Annotated in this window: 19 protein-coding genes; 16 read left to right on the top strand and 3 right to left on the bottom strand. The window is 40.5% G+C overall.

The window, feature by feature from the left end:
- Window positions 1–27 precede the first annotated feature (27 nt).
- Together M9R32_RS00100 and M9R32_RS00105 are read right to left on the bottom strand one after the other, a co-directional pair.
- Window positions 28–360 (bottom strand): hypothetical protein, encoded by a 333-nt coding sequence (locus tag M9R32_RS00100; RefSeq protein ID WP_269924712.1) that lies wholly within the window; start codon window positions 358–360, stop codon window positions 28–30.
- Window positions 361–1,059: 699 nt separating this feature from the next.
- Window positions 1,060–2,751, bottom strand: a complete 1,692-nt coding sequence (locus M9R32_RS00105) for an Rqc2 family fibronectin-binding protein (RefSeq protein WP_269924713.1) — start codon at window positions 2,749–2,751, stop codon at window positions 1,060–1,062.
- Between the two features lie 113 nt (window positions 2,752–2,864).
- Here M9R32_RS00105 and M9R32_RS00110 point away from each other — a divergent pair, with 113 nt between their 5' ends.
- From M9R32_RS00110 to spoVM, 14 genes are all read left to right on the top strand, one after another.
- A complete protein-coding gene (locus M9R32_RS00110; protein ID WP_269924714.1) occupies window positions 2,865–3,116 on the top strand; it encodes a DUF370 domain-containing protein in 252 nt (83 codons plus the stop codon).
- Window positions 3,117–3,133: 17 nt separating this feature from the next.
- Complete coding sequence (gmk, locus tag M9R32_RS00115) at window positions 3,134–3,754, top strand: guanylate kinase (RefSeq protein ID WP_269924715.1); 621 nt, start codon at window positions 3,134–3,136, stop codon at window positions 3,752–3,754.
- Complete coding sequence (gene rpoZ / locus M9R32_RS00120; protein WP_269924716.1) at window positions 3,754–3,978, top strand: DNA-directed RNA polymerase subunit omega; 225 nt, start codon at window positions 3,754–3,756, stop codon at window positions 3,976–3,978. The genes gmk and rpoZ overlap by 1 nt, the downstream gene beginning before the upstream one ends.
- Window positions 3,979–4,056: 78 nt before the next feature.
- Window positions 4,057–5,271: a bifunctional phosphopantothenoylcysteine decarboxylase/phosphopantothenate--cysteine ligase CoaBC gene (gene coaBC, locus M9R32_RS00125; protein WP_269924717.1), complete on the top strand. Its 1,215-nt coding sequence runs from the start codon at window positions 4,057–4,059 to the stop codon at window positions 5,269–5,271.
- Window positions 5,261–7,675 carry a primosomal protein N' gene (gene priA, locus M9R32_RS00130; protein WP_269924718.1) on the top strand — a complete coding sequence of 805 codons (2,415 nt, stop codon included), beginning with the start codon at window positions 5,261–5,263 and terminating at the stop codon, window positions 7,673–7,675. The genes coaBC and priA overlap by 11 nt, the downstream gene beginning before the upstream one ends.
- A 24-nt stretch (window positions 7,676–7,699) precedes the next feature.
- Window positions 7,700–8,191 (top strand): peptide deformylase, encoded by a 492-nt coding sequence (def, locus tag M9R32_RS00135; protein WP_269924719.1) that lies wholly within the window; start codon window positions 7,700–7,702, stop codon window positions 8,189–8,191.
- Window positions 8,188–9,129, top strand: coding sequence for a methionyl-tRNA formyltransferase (gene fmt / locus M9R32_RS00140; RefSeq protein WP_269924720.1), 942 nt, complete (start codon window positions 8,188–8,190; stop codon window positions 9,127–9,129). The genes def and fmt overlap by 4 nt, the downstream gene beginning before the upstream one ends.
- Window positions 9,126–10,496 carry a 16S rRNA (cytosine(967)-C(5))-methyltransferase RsmB gene (rsmB, locus tag M9R32_RS00145; protein WP_269924721.1) on the top strand — a complete coding sequence of 457 codons (1,371 nt, stop codon included), beginning with the start codon at window positions 9,126–9,128 and terminating at the stop codon, window positions 10,494–10,496. Before fmt ends, rsmB begins: the two co-directional genes overlap by 4 nt.
- Before the next feature lie 164 nt (window positions 10,497–10,660).
- On the top strand, window positions 10,661–11,410 hold the full coding sequence (locus M9R32_RS00150; protein ID WP_269924722.1) for a Stp1/IreP family PP2C-type Ser/Thr phosphatase: 750 nt from the start codon (window positions 10,661–10,663) through the stop codon (window positions 11,408–11,410).
- Window positions 11,411–11,412: 2 nt separating this feature from the next.
- Window positions 11,413–13,365: a Stk1 family PASTA domain-containing Ser/Thr kinase gene (gene pknB / locus M9R32_RS00155; RefSeq protein ID WP_269924723.1), complete on the top strand. Its 1,953-nt coding sequence runs from the start codon at window positions 11,413–11,415 to the stop codon at window positions 13,363–13,365.
- A gap of 11 nt (window positions 13,366–13,376) precedes the next feature.
- Window positions 13,377–14,258 (top strand): ribosome small subunit-dependent GTPase A, encoded by an 882-nt coding sequence (gene rsgA, locus M9R32_RS00160; RefSeq protein WP_269924724.1) that lies wholly within the window; start codon window positions 13,377–13,379, stop codon window positions 14,256–14,258.
- Between the two features lies 1 nt (window position 14,259).
- Entirely contained in the window at window positions 14,260–14,928 is a 669-nt protein-coding gene (gene rpe, locus M9R32_RS00165) for a ribulose-phosphate 3-epimerase (protein ID WP_269924725.1), read from the top strand.
- Window positions 14,925–15,581: a thiamine diphosphokinase gene (locus M9R32_RS00170; RefSeq protein WP_269924726.1), complete on the top strand. Its 657-nt coding sequence runs from the start codon at window positions 14,925–14,927 to the stop codon at window positions 15,579–15,581. Before rpe ends, M9R32_RS00170 begins: the two co-directional genes overlap by 4 nt.
- A gap of 14 nt (window positions 15,582–15,595) precedes the next feature.
- A complete protein-coding gene (gene spoVM / locus M9R32_RS00175) occupies window positions 15,596–15,712 on the top strand; it encodes a stage V sporulation protein SpoVM (protein ID WP_269924727.1) in 117 nt (38 codons plus the stop codon).
- 33 nt (window positions 15,713–15,745) lie between these two features.
- Here the strand turns inward: spoVM and rpmB are convergent, their stop codons facing one another.
- Entirely contained in the window at window positions 15,746–15,934 is a 189-nt protein-coding gene (gene rpmB / locus M9R32_RS00180) for a 50S ribosomal protein L28 (RefSeq protein ID WP_016427726.1), read from the bottom strand.
- Between the two features lie 229 nt (window positions 15,935–16,163).
- On the opposite strand from rpmB, the gene M9R32_RS00185 reads away from it, so the two are divergent.
- Together M9R32_RS00185 and M9R32_RS00190 are read left to right on the top strand one after the other, a co-directional pair.
- On the top strand, window positions 16,164–16,526 hold the full coding sequence (locus M9R32_RS00185; protein ID WP_269924728.1) for an Asp23/Gls24 family envelope stress response protein: 363 nt from the start codon (window positions 16,164–16,166) through the stop codon (window positions 16,524–16,526).
- Between the two features lie 16 nt (window positions 16,527–16,542).
- Complete coding sequence (locus M9R32_RS00190) at window positions 16,543–18,210, top strand: DAK2 domain-containing protein (protein ID WP_269924729.1); 1,668 nt, start codon at window positions 16,543–16,545, stop codon at window positions 18,208–18,210.
- The last annotated feature ends 87 nt before the right edge of the window (window positions 18,211–18,297 follow it).

The following is an 18,297-nucleotide window of genomic DNA, read 5'->3' on the forward strand; positions in this document are numbered from 1 at the left end:
CACTTTTTGCACACAGGCATCCTATTTTTACATATCTTTTCTGACTTCTGAAATAATTGAATTCCCTTCAGCGATGATGATATACATCATTAAAAATGCTAATATTACCAAGAAGATTCCCAGTATTAAATAAAAAATTTTGATTAACACATTAGCTGCTTTCAGAGGGAAAACCATTTTAAAAAGTATAACAAAAATCCCAAAAATGAAAATTGAATTTAGATAGCGAAATTTACTGTTCTTCTCTAAAATATCTTCTACTTCCTCAATAAATTTTCCATTTATCATAAAAACCCCTGCTCTTGCAAAGTTAATAGCAAGCAAAGGGGCCATTATATAAAAAAATAGTGTTAGAAACATGAGCACTACCCACTTTCAACGGTTCCAATTTTACGTTCTTATCATACACTACAGAATGGTGTTTTTTAAAAAATATTTATCATAAAAAGCCATCCAACATTTGCTGGATGGCTTAGACTGATGACATAAGAATATTAATTAATACAACAGTATATAAAATCGTATTCATATTTTTTGCACTCGATCGAAAAAGAAGGTGGTCGGCTATTTCTTTCGCTTTCCGCGGACGAAACGCTAGCCTCGGGCCAAAAGGATGTTGGTCATGGAGGCGTTGCCACACGAGGTGGCGTTCTAGCCTCCGTTCCTTTGTCATGCTCCTGCGATTACTCGTCGCAAACGAATTGTGCACAATTCGTTGCCTGCGGGGTCTAGCTTGTTCCGTTTTTTCCGCAGGAGTCTTCAGAAATAGCCGACCACTTACCTATATACATAGTTTGCAGAAACACGCTGACATAAGCGCTTTCTGTTGATTGGAGTGAAGGCGGCGACTTCAGCGGGAACAGCACGAGCTGAAGGCCCCGCAGGAACGTAGTGACGAGGAGACTGAAGCCGTGCCCGCGAAACGCGTCCGCCGCAAAGGAAATCAACATTTTTTGCATTGGTACTTTTACAATAGTATGCAGTTGTATTCAATCATTTTATAGTTTGTCTACAGTCTGAGCCATCCAACATTTATTTCCTGGATGGCTTTCGTGTATTTCATTTCCGAAGTTTCCTCACTAAATCTTCACTCGGTGTTACAAATACCGTCTTCTGTTCAAAATAAATGACGAAACCAGGTTTTGAGCCGTTCGGTTTTTTGACATGGCGTACTTCGGTATAATCCACCGGAACGGATGAAGAATCACGTGCTTTACTGAAATAAGCTGCTAATCCTGCAGCCTCCAGAATGGACGTTTCATCCGGATCATTGTCGTGAATCACGACATGGGATCCAGGAATATCTTTTGTGTGGAACCAAGTTTGCGACTTATTTGCGATTTTAAATGTTAAATAATCATTTTGCTTGTTATTTTTTCCTACAGAAATTGGCAATCCTTTAGAGGATACGAAATTTTCAGGTGTCGGTTTTACGACTTTCTTTTTCTTTTTCGATATACGCGCTTTCATCCAACCTTGTTCGGCAAGTTCTTCGCGTATTTCTTCGATATCCTGTGGAGATGCTTGCAGCACTTGTTGTTGCAACATTTCAAGATAATCGATATCGTCTTTTGTTTTGTCCATCTGTTGTTGCGTTTTCAATAAAGCGGTTTTTGCTTTGTTGTATCTCGTGTAAAAACTTTGTGCGTTTTCTACCGGTGTTTTTCGCGGACTCAATGGAATGGTGATGACAGTATTTTCTTCATCATAATAATTCACCACTTGTGCTTCCGTCATTCCTTTTTCGAGTGTGTACAAATTGGCCATCAACAGTTCACCATGAAGTTGGAAGGTCTCCAGTTTTTCTGCGTTTGCTTTTTCTTTTGCGAGTTTCTTCATCTTTAATTTCAGCTTGTCTAATTCATTTTGCAACCAACGTTCCAGATCGCCAGCTTGCTGTTTTACACGATCGCGTTCCGCTCGTGCAAAGTACACTTTATCTAGTAACAGACCAAGTGATTCGAACTGAATCGTTTCACCGTCAATGTGCACAAGTTTATTACTAGAAAAAATCGCTTTATTGCCGGTTTCCACATACGTTCCTGTGGGCCTAGAGTGATTGAATTCTTCCAAAAATGTTCGGTAAACTTCGAATTTGTCCTGGTTGTTGTCAGTTAGACGATAAGCGAGTTCATTTGCCTGCAGTGGAGAAAATCCAGCTAGCTGAGAAAGAATAGTCTTTGAAACATCATCTGTTTCCAGCAGAGCACTCAACGACGCTTCATCCACTTCATACGGATTCACTTTATCTTGTTTTGGTGGTGCAATATGCGGTTGACCTGGCAATATCGTTCTATAGCTGTTCACAGACGGTGATAGATGTTTTAAACTATCCAAAATTAGATTTCGTACCGGATCAATCAATATGACATTACTGTGTCGGCCCATGATTTCAATATGTAGTTCTCGAACCATATCATCGCCGATTTCATTTTTACTTTCCACGCGTAAGATGATCACGCGATCCATTTCGAGTTGGGTAATGGATGAAATGAATCCTCCTTCGAGATGTTTTCGTAATAACATACAAAACATCGGTGGTTCAGAAGGATTATCAATCGCTTCATTCGTAATATGAATGCGTGAGTAGGAAGGGTGGATGGAAATGAGTAGACGGCTGTTTTTTCCGGCCGCTCGTATATGCAACACAATTTCTTGTGAGTTCGGTTGATGTATTTTCGAGATTCTCCCTGATACCAATTGTTGAAGTTCGTTCGTCATTGCTTTTGTAAATAAGCCATCAAATGCCATAAGTATTCCTCTTTCAAAACGTTTTGCTCTATCTTATCATTTTCCAAAGGAAATGTGATATAATTGGCTAAGTGTGTAACAAAGAAAGTTGAAGCTCTACAGGAGGAACGACTGTGCCAAATCTTAAGTTTATTAATATCGGAAACGGCAGTGTGGTAGCAGTTGAACGAATCATCTCCATCTTGCAGCCTGAATCGGCGCCGATTAAGCGTATGATTCAAGAAGCAAGGGACAAAGGGTTTTTGATTGACGCAACTTATGGTAAAAAAACCCGCGCGATATTTGTTATGGATAGTGAACACGTGGTTTTATCCGCAGTCCATGCAGAAACCATGGTGACACGTGTGATAGATCAAGCCGAATAGATAAAAAGAGGGATTTAATGCGAAAAGAACGTGGATTATTAATCGTCCTTTCAGGGCCATCAGGTGTCGGAAAAGGTACTGTGCGAAAAGAATTGTTTTCACAGCCTGACACAAATTATGAGTATTCGATTTCAATGACGACAAGAAAGCCGCGTGAAGGCGAAGTCGATGGTGTCGATTATTTTTTTAAATCCCATGAGGATTTTGAACAACTAATCGGAGAAGGCCGTTTATTAGAATACGCTTCTTATGTTGGGAATTATTATGGAACTCCGTTAGACTATGTGAACGAGACATTGGATGCAGGACGTGATGTGTTCCTGGAAATTGAAGTGCAAGGTGCATCGCAAGTTCGCGCCAAAGTACCTGATGGCTTATTTATTTTCTTGGCTCCACCAAGCCTGACGGAATTGCAGCAGCGGCTGGTAGGTCGTGGAACAGAAACAGAAGATGTGATTGCTTCACGAATTTTAGCAGCACGACAAGAACTTGAAATGATGAACTTGTATGATTATGTCGTCGAAAATGACGAAGTGCAACTGGCGTGCGATCGTGTAAATGCCATTGTTACTGCCGAACATTGCCGTCGGGAACGCGTTGAAAAAAGATACCTAGCTATGCTGGAAGGGGAATATTAATGTTATATCCATCAGTTGATTCATTAAAAAGCAAAATCGATTCAAAATACTCACTAGTGAGTTTAGCTTCAAAACGTGCTCGCCAATTACAAGAGGAAGGCGGAGAGCGACTTGACTCATACGTATCTTTAAAATATGTAGGACGCGCTTTGGAAGAAGTGGCATCAGGTGCATTAACTAAAGAAGTTCAAGACGAAGCAACAATCTACGAAGACGAAATTTAAAACCTATGATTACCCAAAAAACTCCCTTAGACAGTCAGATGCTTTGGGAGTTTGTTGTTTGAGAAAGGGAGATTGTTCATGCTAGCAAACAAAAAGATCTTATTGTGCGTGGCTGGTGGTATTGCGGTTTATAAAGCTGTTGCCCTTGTCAGTAAGTTGTCGCAAGCAGGAGCGGATGTCAAAGTCATCATGACCGAATCTGCCACAAAGTTTGTGCAGCCACTGAGCTTTCAGGTAATGTCACGAAACGATGTATACACGGATACATTTGACGAAAAAGATTCAAATGTCATCGCACATATCAATCTGGCAGATTGGGCGGATTTAATCATTGTTGCGCCTGCTACTGCGAACGTCATTGGCAAACTTGCCAATGGAATTGGTGATGATATGTTAACGACGACTCTTCTTGCCACAACAGCCAAGGTTTGGATTGCACCAGCCATGAATGTACATATGTATGACCACCCCGCAGTGAAGCGAAATATTGCCACGCTGGCAACAGATGGTTATGAATTTATTGAACCGTCTGAGGGCTTCCTGGCATGTGGGTATGTAGGAAAAGGTAGATTGGAAGAACCGGAAAAAATCGTCTCATTGGTGGACGCATTTTTTCAGCCGAAAGAATTGCCCTTGAAAGGCAAAAAAGTCGTGATTACTGCAGGTCCAACACGCGAGCGAATAGATCCAGTTCGATTTTTGACTAATTTTTCTTCAGGGAAAATGGGTTATGCACTCGCGGAAGCAGCTAATAAACTTGGAGCAGAAACGATACTTGTTTCTGGTCCGGTTTCATTGCCCATTCCATCAGGGGTAACTGTTGAGCATGTGGAAAGTGCTGAAGGTATGTTGCAGGCTGTGTTACATCATTTTGATGATGCAGATATAGTTGTGAAGACAGCAGCAGTGGCAGATTACCGTCCTAAGTATGTCCATGAACAAAAAATGAAGAAACAAGCAGGGGACGCCACCCTTGAACTTGAACGTACTACCGATATTTTGATGACACTTGGTCAAAAGAAGACTCATCAACTTTTGATTGGTTTCGCAGCTGAAACAAATGATGTCGAGATGTATGCAAAAGGAAAACTTGCTAAGAAAAATGCGGACTATATTGTAGCTAATGATGTCACGAGAGAAGATAGTGGGTTTGGGACAGACACCAATACCGTTGTCTTGATTGGAAAAGATAATTTTGAACATCACTTTGACAATATGTCCAAAAAGCAATTGGCAACCAAATTGTTTGAAACAATATTAGCTCATGAGGAAGATTTACAGTATGTACGCTGAAGTCATTGTTGACGTAGCGGCTTATCCGATTGATCGACCTTTCGATTATCTGGTTCCTGAACAGTATCGTGAATTAATCGAAAGCGGCAGTCGGGTGAAAGTTCCTTTTGGTAACCGACAGGTCCTTGGATTTGTTACCGCATTGAAAAGTGAAACGGATGTCCCTACAGATAAACAGAAACCGATTGGTGAATTACTCGATATTGAACCGGTTTTGACGCAGGAAATGCTCGAAATGACAAAGTGGCTGAAACGACATACTTTGTGCTACGAGATTGATGCACTTCAAGTCATGTTGCCTTCAGCCTTACGTGCCAAATATGAAAAAATACTGGGCATTGTCGATCATAATGTCGATCTTCCACAAAGTGTACAAGCATTGTTTCAGCAGAGAGAACATGTCGAGCTGAAAGTTGATGAATCTAAAGAATTGCTTTCCCTCATCAAAAAATTGGTTAAAGAAGATATCTTGTCGCTCGAAACATCGATAAAACAAAAAACAGCTGTTAAAAAAGTGAGAATGATTCACATTGAATCTGATCTTGAACGTTTGAAAACGGTCTATGACAGCATTTCCAATCAAGCCAAGAAACAAAAAGATGTTGTGAAATGGATGATGGATCATCCAGGCGAACGGATTGTCTCGGCTGATTTATTAAAACAACTCAGTACGACCAATGCTGTCTTGCAAGCTGTAATCGAAAAAGGTGCGGCAACATTGCAAATGGAAGAAATTTATCGTGATCCGTATGCTGACAGAACAATGGATAAAACGACTAAACTCGCTTTAACTAATGAACAACACCTCGCACTTAGTGAAATTATCGATTCTTATGATAAACAGGAAGCTAAAACATTTCTTCTTCATGGTATTACAGGAAGCGGGAAGACAGAAGTCTATTTGCAGGCGATCGAACGTGCTTTGTTGGATGATCTAGAAGCTATCGTTCTAGTACCTGAAATTTCGCTTACTCCTCAAATGACCAATCGCTTTAAGGAACGTTTTGGTTCTCTTGTAGCTGTATTGCACAGCGGTTTATCTACTGGAGAAAAATACGATGAGTGGCGAAAAATTAAGCGCGGAGAAGTCAAAGTTGTTGTGGGAGCACGATCAGCGATTTTTGCTCCATTTCAAAATGTCGGCATCATTATTTTGGATGAAGAACATGAAGGAACATATAAGCAGGATGATTCACCTCGCTATCATGCAAGGGATGTGGCAATCTGGCGTAGTGAATATCACAACTGTCCAGTAATTCTTGGAAGTGCTACTCCTTCCCTTGAATCGTATGCACGTGCAAAAAAAGGGAACTATACCTTACTTACCCTGGCTAATAGACCAAAAGAACAAGCTTTGCCTGAAGTGTCTGTTGTCGATATGCGCGAACAATTAAAAAACGGTAACCGATCCATGTTTTCATTGGAACTGGCGGAAGCAATCAATGTGCGACTAGATAAGCAGGAACAGATGGTGTTGTTCCTAAATCGACGTGGTCACTCGTCTTTTGTCCTTTGTCGTGATTGTGGCACAGTGGTGGAATGTCCTAACTGCGATATTTCCATGACCTATCATCGTCATCAGGAAAAAATTAAATGTCACTATTGTGGTGAAGAGTCACAAGTGCCTCATACTTGTCCTGAGTGTAGCAGTGAACATATACGATTTTTTGGAACTGGAACTCAAAAAGTGGAAGAAGAAATTGCCCGACTGTTTCCAGCGGCAAGGGTCCTTCGGATGGATGTGGATACGACCCGGAAAAAAGGGTCTCACGAACACATTCTGAAACTTTTTGGAGAAGGGAAAGCTGATATTTTACTCGGCACACAAATGATTGCTAAAGGTCTTGATTTCCCCAATATTACTTTAGTCGGTGTCTTATCAGCTGATACGACGCTCCATTTGGCGGATTTCAGAGCTGCAGAAAAAACGTTTCAATTATTAACGCAAGTTAGTGGTCGAGCGGGCAGGCATGATAAAGCAGGAGAAGTCATCGTGCAAACATATACCCCTGAACACTATGCCATTCAATTTGCACAACATCATGACTTTGTTCCTTTTTACAACCAGGAAATGATGAATCGCAAACAATTTTTATATCCACCATTTACGTATGTGGTGTTGATACAAATCACGCATGAAGATGTTTTGATGACTGCAGAATATGCACACAAAGCAGCAAATTGGCTCCGTGATAATTTGACGGACCAATCAGAAATTATCGGTCCGACTGCATCATCAATCAGTCGTTTGCAAAATAGATATCGCTATCAATGTTTGATAAAATACAAAAAAGAACCGACGCTCCCGGAAGTATTGCAGCAGTTAACGCGTATGTACCGAACAGACTGGATGAAAAAAGGGATTTTAATGTCCATAGACTTGAACCCTTCATCCATCATGTAAGCGTAAATGAAATGAGGAATAATCTTGACAATCCGAAAAATCGTATTACATCCAAATGAAATCTTGAGCACTCCGACAAAAAAAGTGACGGAATTCGATGAAAAACTTGCAACATTACTTGACGATATGTACGAAACGATGCTGGATTCAGATGGCATTGGCATAGCAGCTCCACAAGTGGGGGTTTCCCTGCGAGTTGCAATTGTTGACTTAGGGGAAGGTGAAGACATTATTGAAATGATCAACCCTGAGGTAATAGATACGGAAGGTGAAGCCATTGAAGTTGAAGGCTGCCTAAGTTTTCCAGAACTTTATGGAGAAGTTGAACGTCCGTATTTTGTGCAGATTAAAGCACAAGAACGTGATGGTACATGGTATGAACTTGAAGCGGAAGATTACGAAGCAAGAGCCATTTTACATGAAATCGATCATTTAGATGGCGTGCTATTTGATTCGAAGATCCTCCGTGTTGTCGATCCATCCGAGCTTGAAGCTGATGAGGAGGAATTGATTTGACCTCATTAGTGTTTATGGGTACGCCAGAATTCTCTGTTCCGATTTTAACGATGTTACATGAAGAAGGGTATTCCATTCTAGCTGTTGTGACTCAGCCTGACCGTCCAGTTGGTCGTAAGAAAGTATTGACTCCAACTCCGGTTAAGAAAGAAGCATTACGCCTTGGACTGCCTGTCATTCAGCCTGAAAAGCTGAAAGGCTCACCGGAATTAGATGAAATTTTATCCTTGCAACCTGACATCGTGGTAACGGCTGCATTTGGTCAATTGCTTCCTAAAGAGATACTTGATGCACCAAAATATGGCTGTCTGAACGTACATGCCTCTTTACTACCTGCTTATCGTGGTGGAGCACCGATTCATCAGGCTGTCATCGATGGTCAGACAGAGACTGGTGTGACCATTATGTATATGGCTCAGAAACTGGATGCCGGTGACATAATTTCACAACAAGCGATACCGATTGAACAAACTGATACAACGGGAATTCTATTTGAAAAATTGAGTGTTGTTGGACGTGATTTACTAAAAGAGACATTACCGACCATTCTTAATGGATCGAATGAACGAATTGTTCAGGATGAAAGTCTCGTGACTTTTGCTCGCAATATTTCGAGAGAACAGGAACGAATTGATTGGAGCCAATCAGCGCAGAACATCTATAATCTCGTACGTGGTCTTAATCCTTGGCCGGTTGCCTATACCACTTTGAAGCAGGAAAACGTGAAAATATGGTGGGGTCAACCTAGTGAACAAAACTACTCACAACCGATAGGTACAGTCGTTGAATTGAAAGTCGATCGACTGATTGTACAAACAGGAGATAAACAAGCATTTGAAATTACGGAATTACAACCAGCAGGAAAGAAAAAAATGTCTGCAGAAGAATTTCTACGAGGCACTGGTTCTAAATTACAGATTGGGGATCAGTTTGAATGAGCTCAAAAAGTTATAGAATGTGGAACGGAAATGTACGTGACGCCGCTTTATCAATTTTGATGGCAATTGAAAAAAATCAAGCTTACAGTAATTTGTTACTTCATCAAACCATCGAAAAATATGATATTGAACCAAAAGACCGTGGATTATTGACGGAGATTACTTATGGTACACTGCAGCATAAAATGACGCTTGATTATTATCTACAACCGTTTATTAAAGGAAAACTGGATGACTGGGTTCGCCAGTTATTAAGACTGTCGCTTTACCAGATTCATTATTTGGACCGAATCCCAAATCATGCAGCTGTCAATGAAGCCGTTGAAATTGCGAAGAAACGTAGTCACAAAGGAACAGCCGGCTTAGTGAATGGTATTTTAAGAGGCATTTTACGCCAAGGAGTGCGTGCTACTGAAGAAATTGCAGACCCTCTTGAGCGATTATCCATTGAAGCAAGTCATCCTTTATGGCTGATTGAACGATGGGTGAAACAATTTGGTTTCGAACAAGCGCAAACGATGGCTTTTGAAAACAATATTCCTCCAGCTCATACCGTACGCGTCAACACCACGCGTATTTCTGTGGAAGAGGCAATCGATATGTTATTAGATGAAGGAATTGTGGCACATCAAAGCGAAGTGATACCTGAATGCTTGCATATCGAAAAAGGGCAAGTTGCTAAAACGAAAGCTTATCAATACGGAGCTGTATCAATACAAGATGAGAGTTCCATGATTCCTACTTACGCACTTCAGATTGAACCCGGACAAAGAGTTCTTGATATGTGTGCGGCTCCAGGCGGAAAATCCATGCATATTGCTGAAAAGTTGAACAGTCAAGGATCTCTGGTATCTGTAGATCTGCATCCACATAAAGTGAAACTTATTGCCGATCAGGCTACCCGTTTAGGTTTTAATAATATCGAGACTCGTACCTGGGATAGCCGTGAATTGACTAATGAATATGATGAGCAATCGTTTGACCGTATTTTAGTGGATGCACCGTGTAGTGGTTTAGGGGTCATTCGTCGAAAACCAGATATTAAATATACAAAGAAACAGGAAGATTTTGCTTCATTGCATAATATCCAGATTCGTTTGCTTGACGAAGCATACAAGTTAATCAAACCCAATGGACTGATTGTCTACAGTACATGTACGATTGACGAAGTTGAGAATAACGGAACGGTTCAAGCTTTTCTTGCCAATCATGAAGATATGATGCTCGAGAAACTGGATAATGTCCTTCCAGAAGCCTACCACCACCTGACAAGCAATGGCATGATTCACATCTTCCCGCAGGACTTCAACAGCGATGGTTTCTTTGTAGCCGCTTTCCGGAAAAAAGAGTTCCCTTCAACTGAATGAAAATAAATAAGTAAAGTAACGCATACTAACATATTTTTATAGTATGAATCGTATGCAGCTACGGATTTCCAGTTAGAAACCGTCGTGAACACGGCTCTGATATTGATGCGACTTGCAGACTACTTCTTGTCAAGAAGCGTCAACAAGAAACGGAGTGACCATTGATGAAGTACACGGTATTAAGTGATATTGGTAAAAAAAGATCGGTGAATGAGGATCGCGCGGCCGTTTTCGTGCGATCGGATTTTGTCCGTTTAGCCGTCATTGCTGATGGCATGGGCGGACACAATGCTGGCGATATCGCAAGTGAGATGGCCATCACAAAAATCGGTGAATGTTTTGAAAGCGCTGCCTTGGAACAATTTTCATCGGAAGAATCTATCAAAGAATGGTTTTTACAAGCGGTAAAGAAACTCAATAGCAGTATTTTCGATTATTCATTGAGACACGAGGATTGCCAAGGGATGGGTACTACGTTCTTGGCTGTTGTTTTAACAAAAGCCCTGAAAGTTCTTTGTCATATTGGGGATAGTCGCGCCTACGAATGGCATGAGGGGAAAATGAAACAATTAACAAGAGACCACTCGTTCGTTAATGTTTTAGTTGAAAATGGTGAAATTAGCGAAGAAGAAGCAGAAAGTCATCCAAGAAAAAATTTGATTACAAAATCATTAGGAACGCAAAAAAACATCGAACCGGACTTTATTTCACTTCAAATCCCTACATATTCTTATTTATTATTATGTTCTGATGGATTAAGTAACAAATTAACAATGGATGAAATGACAACCATTTTAAACACGAGCCTATCTGTTGGTGAAAAAGGCTCTCGTTTAGTGAATCTTGCGAATGAAAAAGGTGGAGAAGATAACATCTCTCTCGTTTTAATTACAAATACGAAAGAGGAGGTGTAGACATGCTCTTAGGCAAAAGAATCAGCGGACGGTATAAAGTTCTCGAAATGATTGGTGGAGGGGGCATGTCCAATGTATACCTCGCACACGACATGATTCTCGATCGTGATGTAGCCATAAAAGTTTTGAGATACGACTTCTCCAATGAAGACGATTTGCATCGAAGATTTCAGCGTGAAGCACTTTCTGCTACCAGTTTGACTCACCCGAACATTGTTAATATTTTCGATGTAGGTGAAGATGGGGACTTGCATTATCTGGTCATGGAGTTTGTAGAAGGGAAAACCTTGAAGCAATACATTACCGATTCCGCGCCGTTGTCACCAAGTGAAGCGGTAGAAATTATGAAGCAGTTAACGTCTGCAATTGCACATGCTCATCAAAACCAAATTATTCATCGTGATATTAAACCACAAAATATATTGATGGATGGAACGCACCATGTGAAAATCACGGACTTTGGAATTGCGATGGCTTTGAGTGCCACTTCATTCACGCAAACCAATTCCGTACTGGGAACCGTTCACTATTTATCCCCTGAACAAGCTCGGGGAGGAACGGCGACAAAGAAATCGGATATTTATGCGCTTGGAATTGTGCTGTATGAATTGCTTACAGGCAAGCTTCCATTCTCAGGAGAATCTGCCGTTTCTATCGCATTAAAACATTTACAGACGGACACGCCATCTGTTCGGGCAACTGTCCCTTCCATTCCGCAAAGTCTTGAAAATGTGGTCATGAAAGCGACAGCAAAAGATCCTCGTAATCGTTACCAAACAGTTGAAGAAATGCAACGTGACTTGCAAAATGTTTTATCTGAAGAACGTGCAAACGAAAAAGCTTTCGCCATTCCTTTGGATGATGATGGGGCAACAAAAGCAATGCCAGTGATCAAAGATGCGAGTTACGATTCTTTATCAATGACAAAAACGCTTGTGAAAGAATCGACATTGGCGGCTCCAGTCGAGGAAGAAAAAAAGAAAAAGAAAAAATGGCCATGGATTGTGGGAATTCTGTCATTACTATTACTCGTAGGTTTGGTCATAGTCATTGCATTTCCAGGACTTTTCGGTCCAGAAAAACTAGAAGTACCAGACGTATCCAACTTGCCTTTAAGTGAAGCAATCGATAAGGTCGAAGAAGTAGGTTTTGTTGCAGGAAAAGAGTCACAGGAATCTTCTGAGGAAGTTGAGGAAGGTCAAGTTATCAGGACAATTCCGCAAGCAGGGAAAATTCGTGACGAAGCAACTGAAATTGAATTCATTATTTCAAGTGGGAAAGAGTCGGTTACACTTGCCGATTATGTTGGGCGTGATATTAACGAAGTAAAAGAATTGCTGGCATCTCAAAACTTTAAGTCCATCAAAGAAAATGAAGAATTCTCGGATATGCCAGAAGGCCGTATTATTTCTCAAAGACCATCTGAATACTCGGAAGTCATTCCTGACGAGACCGACCTCATTTTCGTTGTAAGTAAAGGACCAGAGTTGCAAAGCGTGATTGATTTAACAGGGCAATACAATGAAAAAACATTAAATGACTATGCTAAATCCTCAGGGTTTAATATTGATATCATTAAAGATGAGTATTCGGAAGAAGTACCGGAAGGATTCGTCATTTCACAAGATCCTGTTGCCGGTACGAAACTAGAACCAGGTAGTTCAATCGATATTGTGTTATCAAAAGGTCCTGCCGCCAAAAAAATTAAAACGTATGTGACTTCAGTAGAAATCCCTTATGAACCAGATATTCCGGGTACTGAACAGATTGTGCGAATTTATTTACAAGATCAAACACACTCACTCACAGAACCAGTAGATGAATATGTGCTGACTGAAACTAGAATGCAGCAAATTCAATTAGAAATTGAAGAAGGACAAAAAGGAGCATATCGAATTATTGTCGACTCGAAAGTAATTTTTGACGAAATTATCGAGTACGACAGCTTCGAATAGGGAGGAATACAATGCCAACAGGTCAAATACGAAAAGCACTTAGTGGATTTTACTATGTTCAGGACGGAGAAAAATTTATACAATGCCGTGGACGCGGGGTTTTCAGAAATCGTGGAGTGAATCCGTTAGTTGGGGATTTTGTCGATTATGAAGTGGAAAGCGGCTCGGACGGCACCATAACAGTGGTGCATGAACGTAAAAATGCACTCGTCCGACCACCTATTGCAAACATTGACCAAGCTTTGCTCGTGTTTTCCCTGACTGAACCCGATTTCAATCCATTACTGCTGGATCGCTTTCTCGTTGTCGTGGAGTCATTTAATGTAGAGCCGATTATTTGTTTGACGAAAACAGATTTACTTACTGAAGAAGAGATGAGTAAAATTCAGCCATACTTGGATGATTATCGAGCAATAGGATATGAGATGCTTGAAACATACAAAGATGATACGGATTTAGTGGATAATATTGCCCCAATCCTGAAAGGTAAAATCAGCGTATTGGCAGGACAATCGGGTGTAGGGAAGTCTACTCTGCTAAATACCGTGTTGCCATCCTTGAATTTAAAGACCGGCATTATTTCGGAAGCGCTTGGACGTGGAAAACATACGACCCGGCACGTAGAGCTTGTAGAAGTATGCGAAGGTTTGCTTGCGGATACACCTGGATTCAGTTCATTTGATTTCGATGAGATCGATAAAGAGCAATTATCCGATTGTTTTCCTGAGTTCCGTAAGGCTTCAGAGAGCTGTAAATTCAGAGGGTGCTTACACATCAGTGAACCGAAGTGTGCAGTGCTTGCTGCGCTAAAAACCGGAGAAATTAAAGACTATCGCTACAAACATTACGTGAAGTTTTTAGATGAAATAAACGAGCGAAAGCCGAGGTATTAAAATGATTAAAATTGCTCCATCAATCCTAGCTGCTAATTTTTCCAAATTGGCTGAAGAAGTAAAAGAAGTGGAAAAAGCAGGCGCAGAATTAATTCATATTGATGTAATGGACGGGCATTTTGTCCCTAATATCACGATGGGACCCATTGTTGTCGAAGCTTTAAGACCAGTTACTGACTTGCCATTGGATGTTCATTTAATGATTGAAAATCCAGATTTATATATTGAGTCATTCGCAAAAGCAGGTGCAGATTACATTACTGTACATGTTGAAGCGTGTCCTCACCTTCATCGTACCATTCAATTGATTCGCTCGTTTGGCGTTAAACCAGGTGTTGTTTTAAATCCACATACACCTATAGAAACGATTCAACATGTATTAGAAGACATCGATATGGTATTGTTCATGACAGTAAACCCAGGATTCGGCGGACAAAAGTTCATTCATTCAGTAGTGCCTAAAGTGCAACAGCTTTCTACGATGATTAAAGAAAAAGGGCTGAAGATTGAAATTGAAATCGATGGTGGTATCAATGCTGAAACCATTATTCCTTGTGCAGTAGCGGGTGCAACTATTTTTGTAGCAGGTTCAGCTATATACAGCCAAACAGATCGCACTGCGGCATTGCAAGAAATTAAAGAAGCAGGCGAACGAGCGATTCGCGGATGAGAACTGCAGTAATTTGTGCGGGTGGTCCTATCGATGAATTAGCCAATTTTGAGCGGTTCAGAAGTTCGGAAGATGTCATTTTTATCGGGGCCGACAGAGGTGCGATTTATTTACTCAATGAAGGAATTCAACCCAATGTGGCTGTAGGTGACTTTGACTCTCTGTCACAGGGTGAACTTTCAGAGTTAAATGAACGTGTGGAATCAGTAATAGTTGCCCCCGCTGAAAAGAATGAAACAGATACGGACTTAGCTATTGCTGAATCTTTACACTACAATCCTGATCATATTTTATTGACTGGTGTGACAGGAGGCAGGCTGGATCACTTCATGGCTGTTCTCAATAGTGTATATCGTTTTCAAAAGAACAATCCTTCCATTCAATTTACCATTCGTAACAAATGGAATGAAATGAAGCTGTTGACTCCTGGTATTACACCGTTAACAAAGGATCAACAGTTTCCATTTGTGTCCTTTTTTGCTTTTCAAGGAAGTGTGGAGCACGTGACTTTGACTGGCATGAAATATAATGTGTGCGATGAATTAATTGAAATGGGCAATTCCCGCTTTACAAGTAATGAAGTATTGGACGAACACGGGTCTATCTCCTTTACATCTGGCATATGTTTATTAATACGTAGCTCAGATCAATAAGAAGGAGTGACAGCATGCGTGTTTATACGTTTAGATTACCGAAATTTGTAAGTGGGTTTGTAAGAATGTGTTTAGGTTGGATGAACACAGAGGGTAAACCGAAGAAGAGGAACGAAAAAATGCCAGACTGACTTATGTCAGTCTGGCATTACTTATGGGCACGATTAAACGCGCTCAACTTTTCCTGATTTCAATGCTCTCGCAGAAACCCATACACGTTTTGGTTTACCGTCTACAAGAATACGAACTTTTTGTAGGTTAGCTCCCCAAGTACGTTTTGTTGAGTTCATTGCGTGAGAACGAGCGTTACCAGCACGAGCTTTGCGCCCTGAAATTACACATACTTTTGGCATACTATTTCCTCCTCAAAAAAGAAGCTGAAAGATTTTTTTCAGTTCGATATTTCACATACTTTAATAATTTAACACATAGTAATTTTCTTTGCAACAAGTTTTCACCCCCCTTTCAAGAAAAAAGCCTTTACAGAGGAATGCAGGAGATTGTTAACGTTTTCTTTTATTAAAGGACATTGTGTAGTACAATAATGGGTAGTCAAAAAGGACTTATAAGGAGGTATACTCTATGTCAATTGAGTTAAAAAACGAATTCGGACAAATTGATATTTCAAATGACGTCGTTGCCCAAATTGCAGGTGGAGCAGCAATTGAGTGTTATGGAATTGTTGGAATGGCGTCCAAACATCAAATTAGAGATGGTTTAACAGATATTTTACGTAAAGAAAATTTTGCTAAAGGTGTACTTGTACGCCAAAATGGCGAAGATCTTCACATAGATATGTACATCATCATCAGCTACGGCACAAAAGTGTCAGAAGTGGCTTATCAAGTTCAATCAAAAGTTAAATACACCTTAAATAAGACATTAGGACTTGCAGTGAAATCAGTAAATATTTACGTTCAAGGAGTTCGTGTTACGAACCCATAAGAGGAGGAAGTAGGATATGAAGTCTTTAGACGGAATTCAATTTGCAGAAATGGTGAAAATGGGTGCCCATCATCTATTTCAAAATGCAGATTATGTGGATGCGCTAAACGTCTTTCCTGTTCCCGATGGTGACACGGGAACGAACATGAACTTATCAATGTCTTCTGGAGCAAAAGAAACAGAAGCACATGCAGTTGATCATATTGGAAAAACAGCACAAGCACTTTCAAAAGGATTATTAATGGGAGCTCGCGGTAACTCAGGCGTTATTTTGTCTCAACTTTTCCGTGGATTCGGAAAAGATGTTGAAACAAAATCTTCTTTGAGTGCAAAAGAGTTTGCCCACGCATTCCAACATGGCGTGGATATGGCTTACAAAGCAGTTATGAAGCCTGTGGAAGGAACGATTTTGACTGTAGCAAAAGATTCTGCCAAAAAAGCGGTAGAAGTTGCCGAGCAAGAAGACAATATCATTGTTGTAATGGACGAGTTGCTCAAAGAAGCAAAAGCTTCTTTAGCGCGCACGCCTGATTTATTACCTGTTTTAAAAGAAGTTGGTGTAGTTGATTCTGGTGGACAAGGTCTTGTGTATGTTTATGAAGGATTCATCGCTTCCATGAAAGGCGAGAAATTACCTGAAAAAACGTCTGCTTATTCGATGGATGATCTTGTAAGTGCGGAACATCATAAAAATGTTCAGGGCTTCATGGATACTTCGGATATTGAATTTGGATATTGTACAGAATTTATGGTGAAATTTATACCAGAAAAAGTAGCTGAAAATCCGTTCAATGAACATGACTTCCGTGAAGGCTTGAGTCAGTATGGTGATTCATTGCTTGTTATTTCCGATGACGAAATTGCAAAGGTACATATTCACTCGGAGCAACCAGGTAACTGTTTAAGTTATGGACAAAAATACGGTGATCTTATCAAAATCAAGATTGAAAACATGCGTCAACAGCATGCTGAAATTGTTGGGGATGATTACAAGAAAGATCAACCAATCTCTACTCCAACTAAAAAACATCCTTATGCAGTTGTTACCGTCGCAATGGGCGCAGGGATTTCAGAACTGCTTAAAAGTGTAGGAGCAAGTGCTGTCATTGAAGGTGGTCAAACAATGAACCCTTCTACAGAAGATATCGTTAAAGCGATTGAAGCTGTAGGTGCTGAACGAGTTCTTATTTTGCCAAACAACAAAAATATTATTATGGCGGCTGAGCAAGCTGCAGAAGTAATGGGCATTGAAGCTGCTGTTGTTCCAACTAAATCAGTTCCTCAAGGAATGGCTGCGTTATTGGCATTCAATCCAGAAGCTTCTGTTGAAGACAACAAAGCGGCTATGACTGAAGCCTATGCGCACGTCAAAACTGGTCAAGTAACGTTTGCTGTTCGTGATACTTCCATCGATGGTGTTGAAATCCAAAAGGATGATTTCATGGCAATTTCCGAAGGGAAGATTATTCTTGCCACACCTTCACTAGAAGAAGTTTCGCAAACATTGCTTAACGACATGGTTGATGAAGATGCAGAAATCATTACAATCATCTATGGAGAAGATGTTACAGAAGACGATGCCAATGAATTGGCTGCATTCGTAGAGGAGAAATTCTCGCATGCGGATGTAGAAGTATATAATGGAAAACAACCATTGTATCCCTACATCATCTCAGTAGAATAATACACAAAAGCAGTGAATCAATTCGGTTCACTGCTTTTTTATAGGAGCGCACTATGATGGCTGGCATCTCAAAAAACGGCTTGTCAC

Origin of the sequence: Paenisporosarcina quisquiliarum (assembly GCF_027563315.1) — a bacterium.
GTDB lineage: Bacteria > Bacillota > Bacilli > Bacillales_A > Planococcaceae > Paenisporosarcina > Paenisporosarcina quisquiliarum.

Bases quoted from the DNA above. Each gene is read 5' to 3' on its own strand.
- coaBC (WP_269924717.1), top strand. From the start codon at position 4,057: ATGCTAGCAAACAAAAAGATCTTATTGTGCGTGGCTGGTGGTATTGCG.
- pknB (WP_269924723.1), top strand. From the start codon at position 11,413: ATGCTCTTAGGCAAAAGAATCAGCGGACGGTATAAAGTTCTCGAAATG.
- M9R32_RS00150 (WP_269924722.1), top strand. From the start codon at position 10,661: ATGAAGTACACGGTATTAAGTGATATTGGTAAAAAAAGATCGGTGAAT.
- spoVM (WP_269924727.1), top strand. From the start codon at position 15,596: ATGCGTGTTTATACGTTTAGATTACCGAAATTTGTAAGTGGGTTTGTA.
- gmk (WP_269924715.1), top strand. From the start codon at position 3,134: ATGCGAAAAGAACGTGGATTATTAATCGTCCTTTCAGGGCCATCAGGT.
- M9R32_RS00170 (WP_269924726.1), top strand. From the start codon at position 14,925: ATGAGAACTGCAGTAATTTGTGCGGGTGGTCCTATCGATGAATTAGCC.
- priA (WP_269924718.1), top strand. From the start codon at position 5,261: ATGTACGCTGAAGTCATTGTTGACGTAGCGGCTTATCCGATTGATCGA.
- rpe (WP_269924725.1), top strand. From the start codon at position 14,260: ATGATTAAAATTGCTCCATCAATCCTAGCTGCTAATTTTTCCAAATTG.
- rsmB (WP_269924721.1), top strand. From the start codon at position 9,126: ATGAGCTCAAAAAGTTATAGAATGTGGAACGGAAATGTACGTGACGCC.
- rsgA (WP_269924724.1), top strand. From the start codon at position 13,377: ATGCCAACAGGTCAAATACGAAAAGCACTTAGTGGATTTTACTATGTT.
- rpoZ (WP_269924716.1), top strand. From the start codon at position 3,754: ATGTTATATCCATCAGTTGATTCATTAAAAAGCAAAATCGATTCAAAA.
- M9R32_RS00100 (WP_269924712.1), bottom strand. From the start codon at position 360: ATGTTTCTAACACTATTTTTTTATATAATGGCCCCTTTGCTTGCTATT.
- M9R32_RS00190 (WP_269924729.1), top strand. From the start codon at position 16,543: ATGAAGTCTTTAGACGGAATTCAATTTGCAGAAATGGTGAAAATGGGT.
- rpmB (WP_016427726.1), bottom strand. From the start codon at position 15,934: ATGCCAAAAGTATGTGTAATTTCAGGGCGCAAAGCTCGTGCTGGTAAC.
- M9R32_RS00185 (WP_269924728.1), top strand. From the start codon at position 16,164: ATGTCAATTGAGTTAAAAAACGAATTCGGACAAATTGATATTTCAAAT.
- M9R32_RS00105 (WP_269924713.1), bottom strand. From the start codon at position 2,751: ATGGCATTTGATGGCTTATTTACAAAAGCAATGACGAACGAACTTCAA.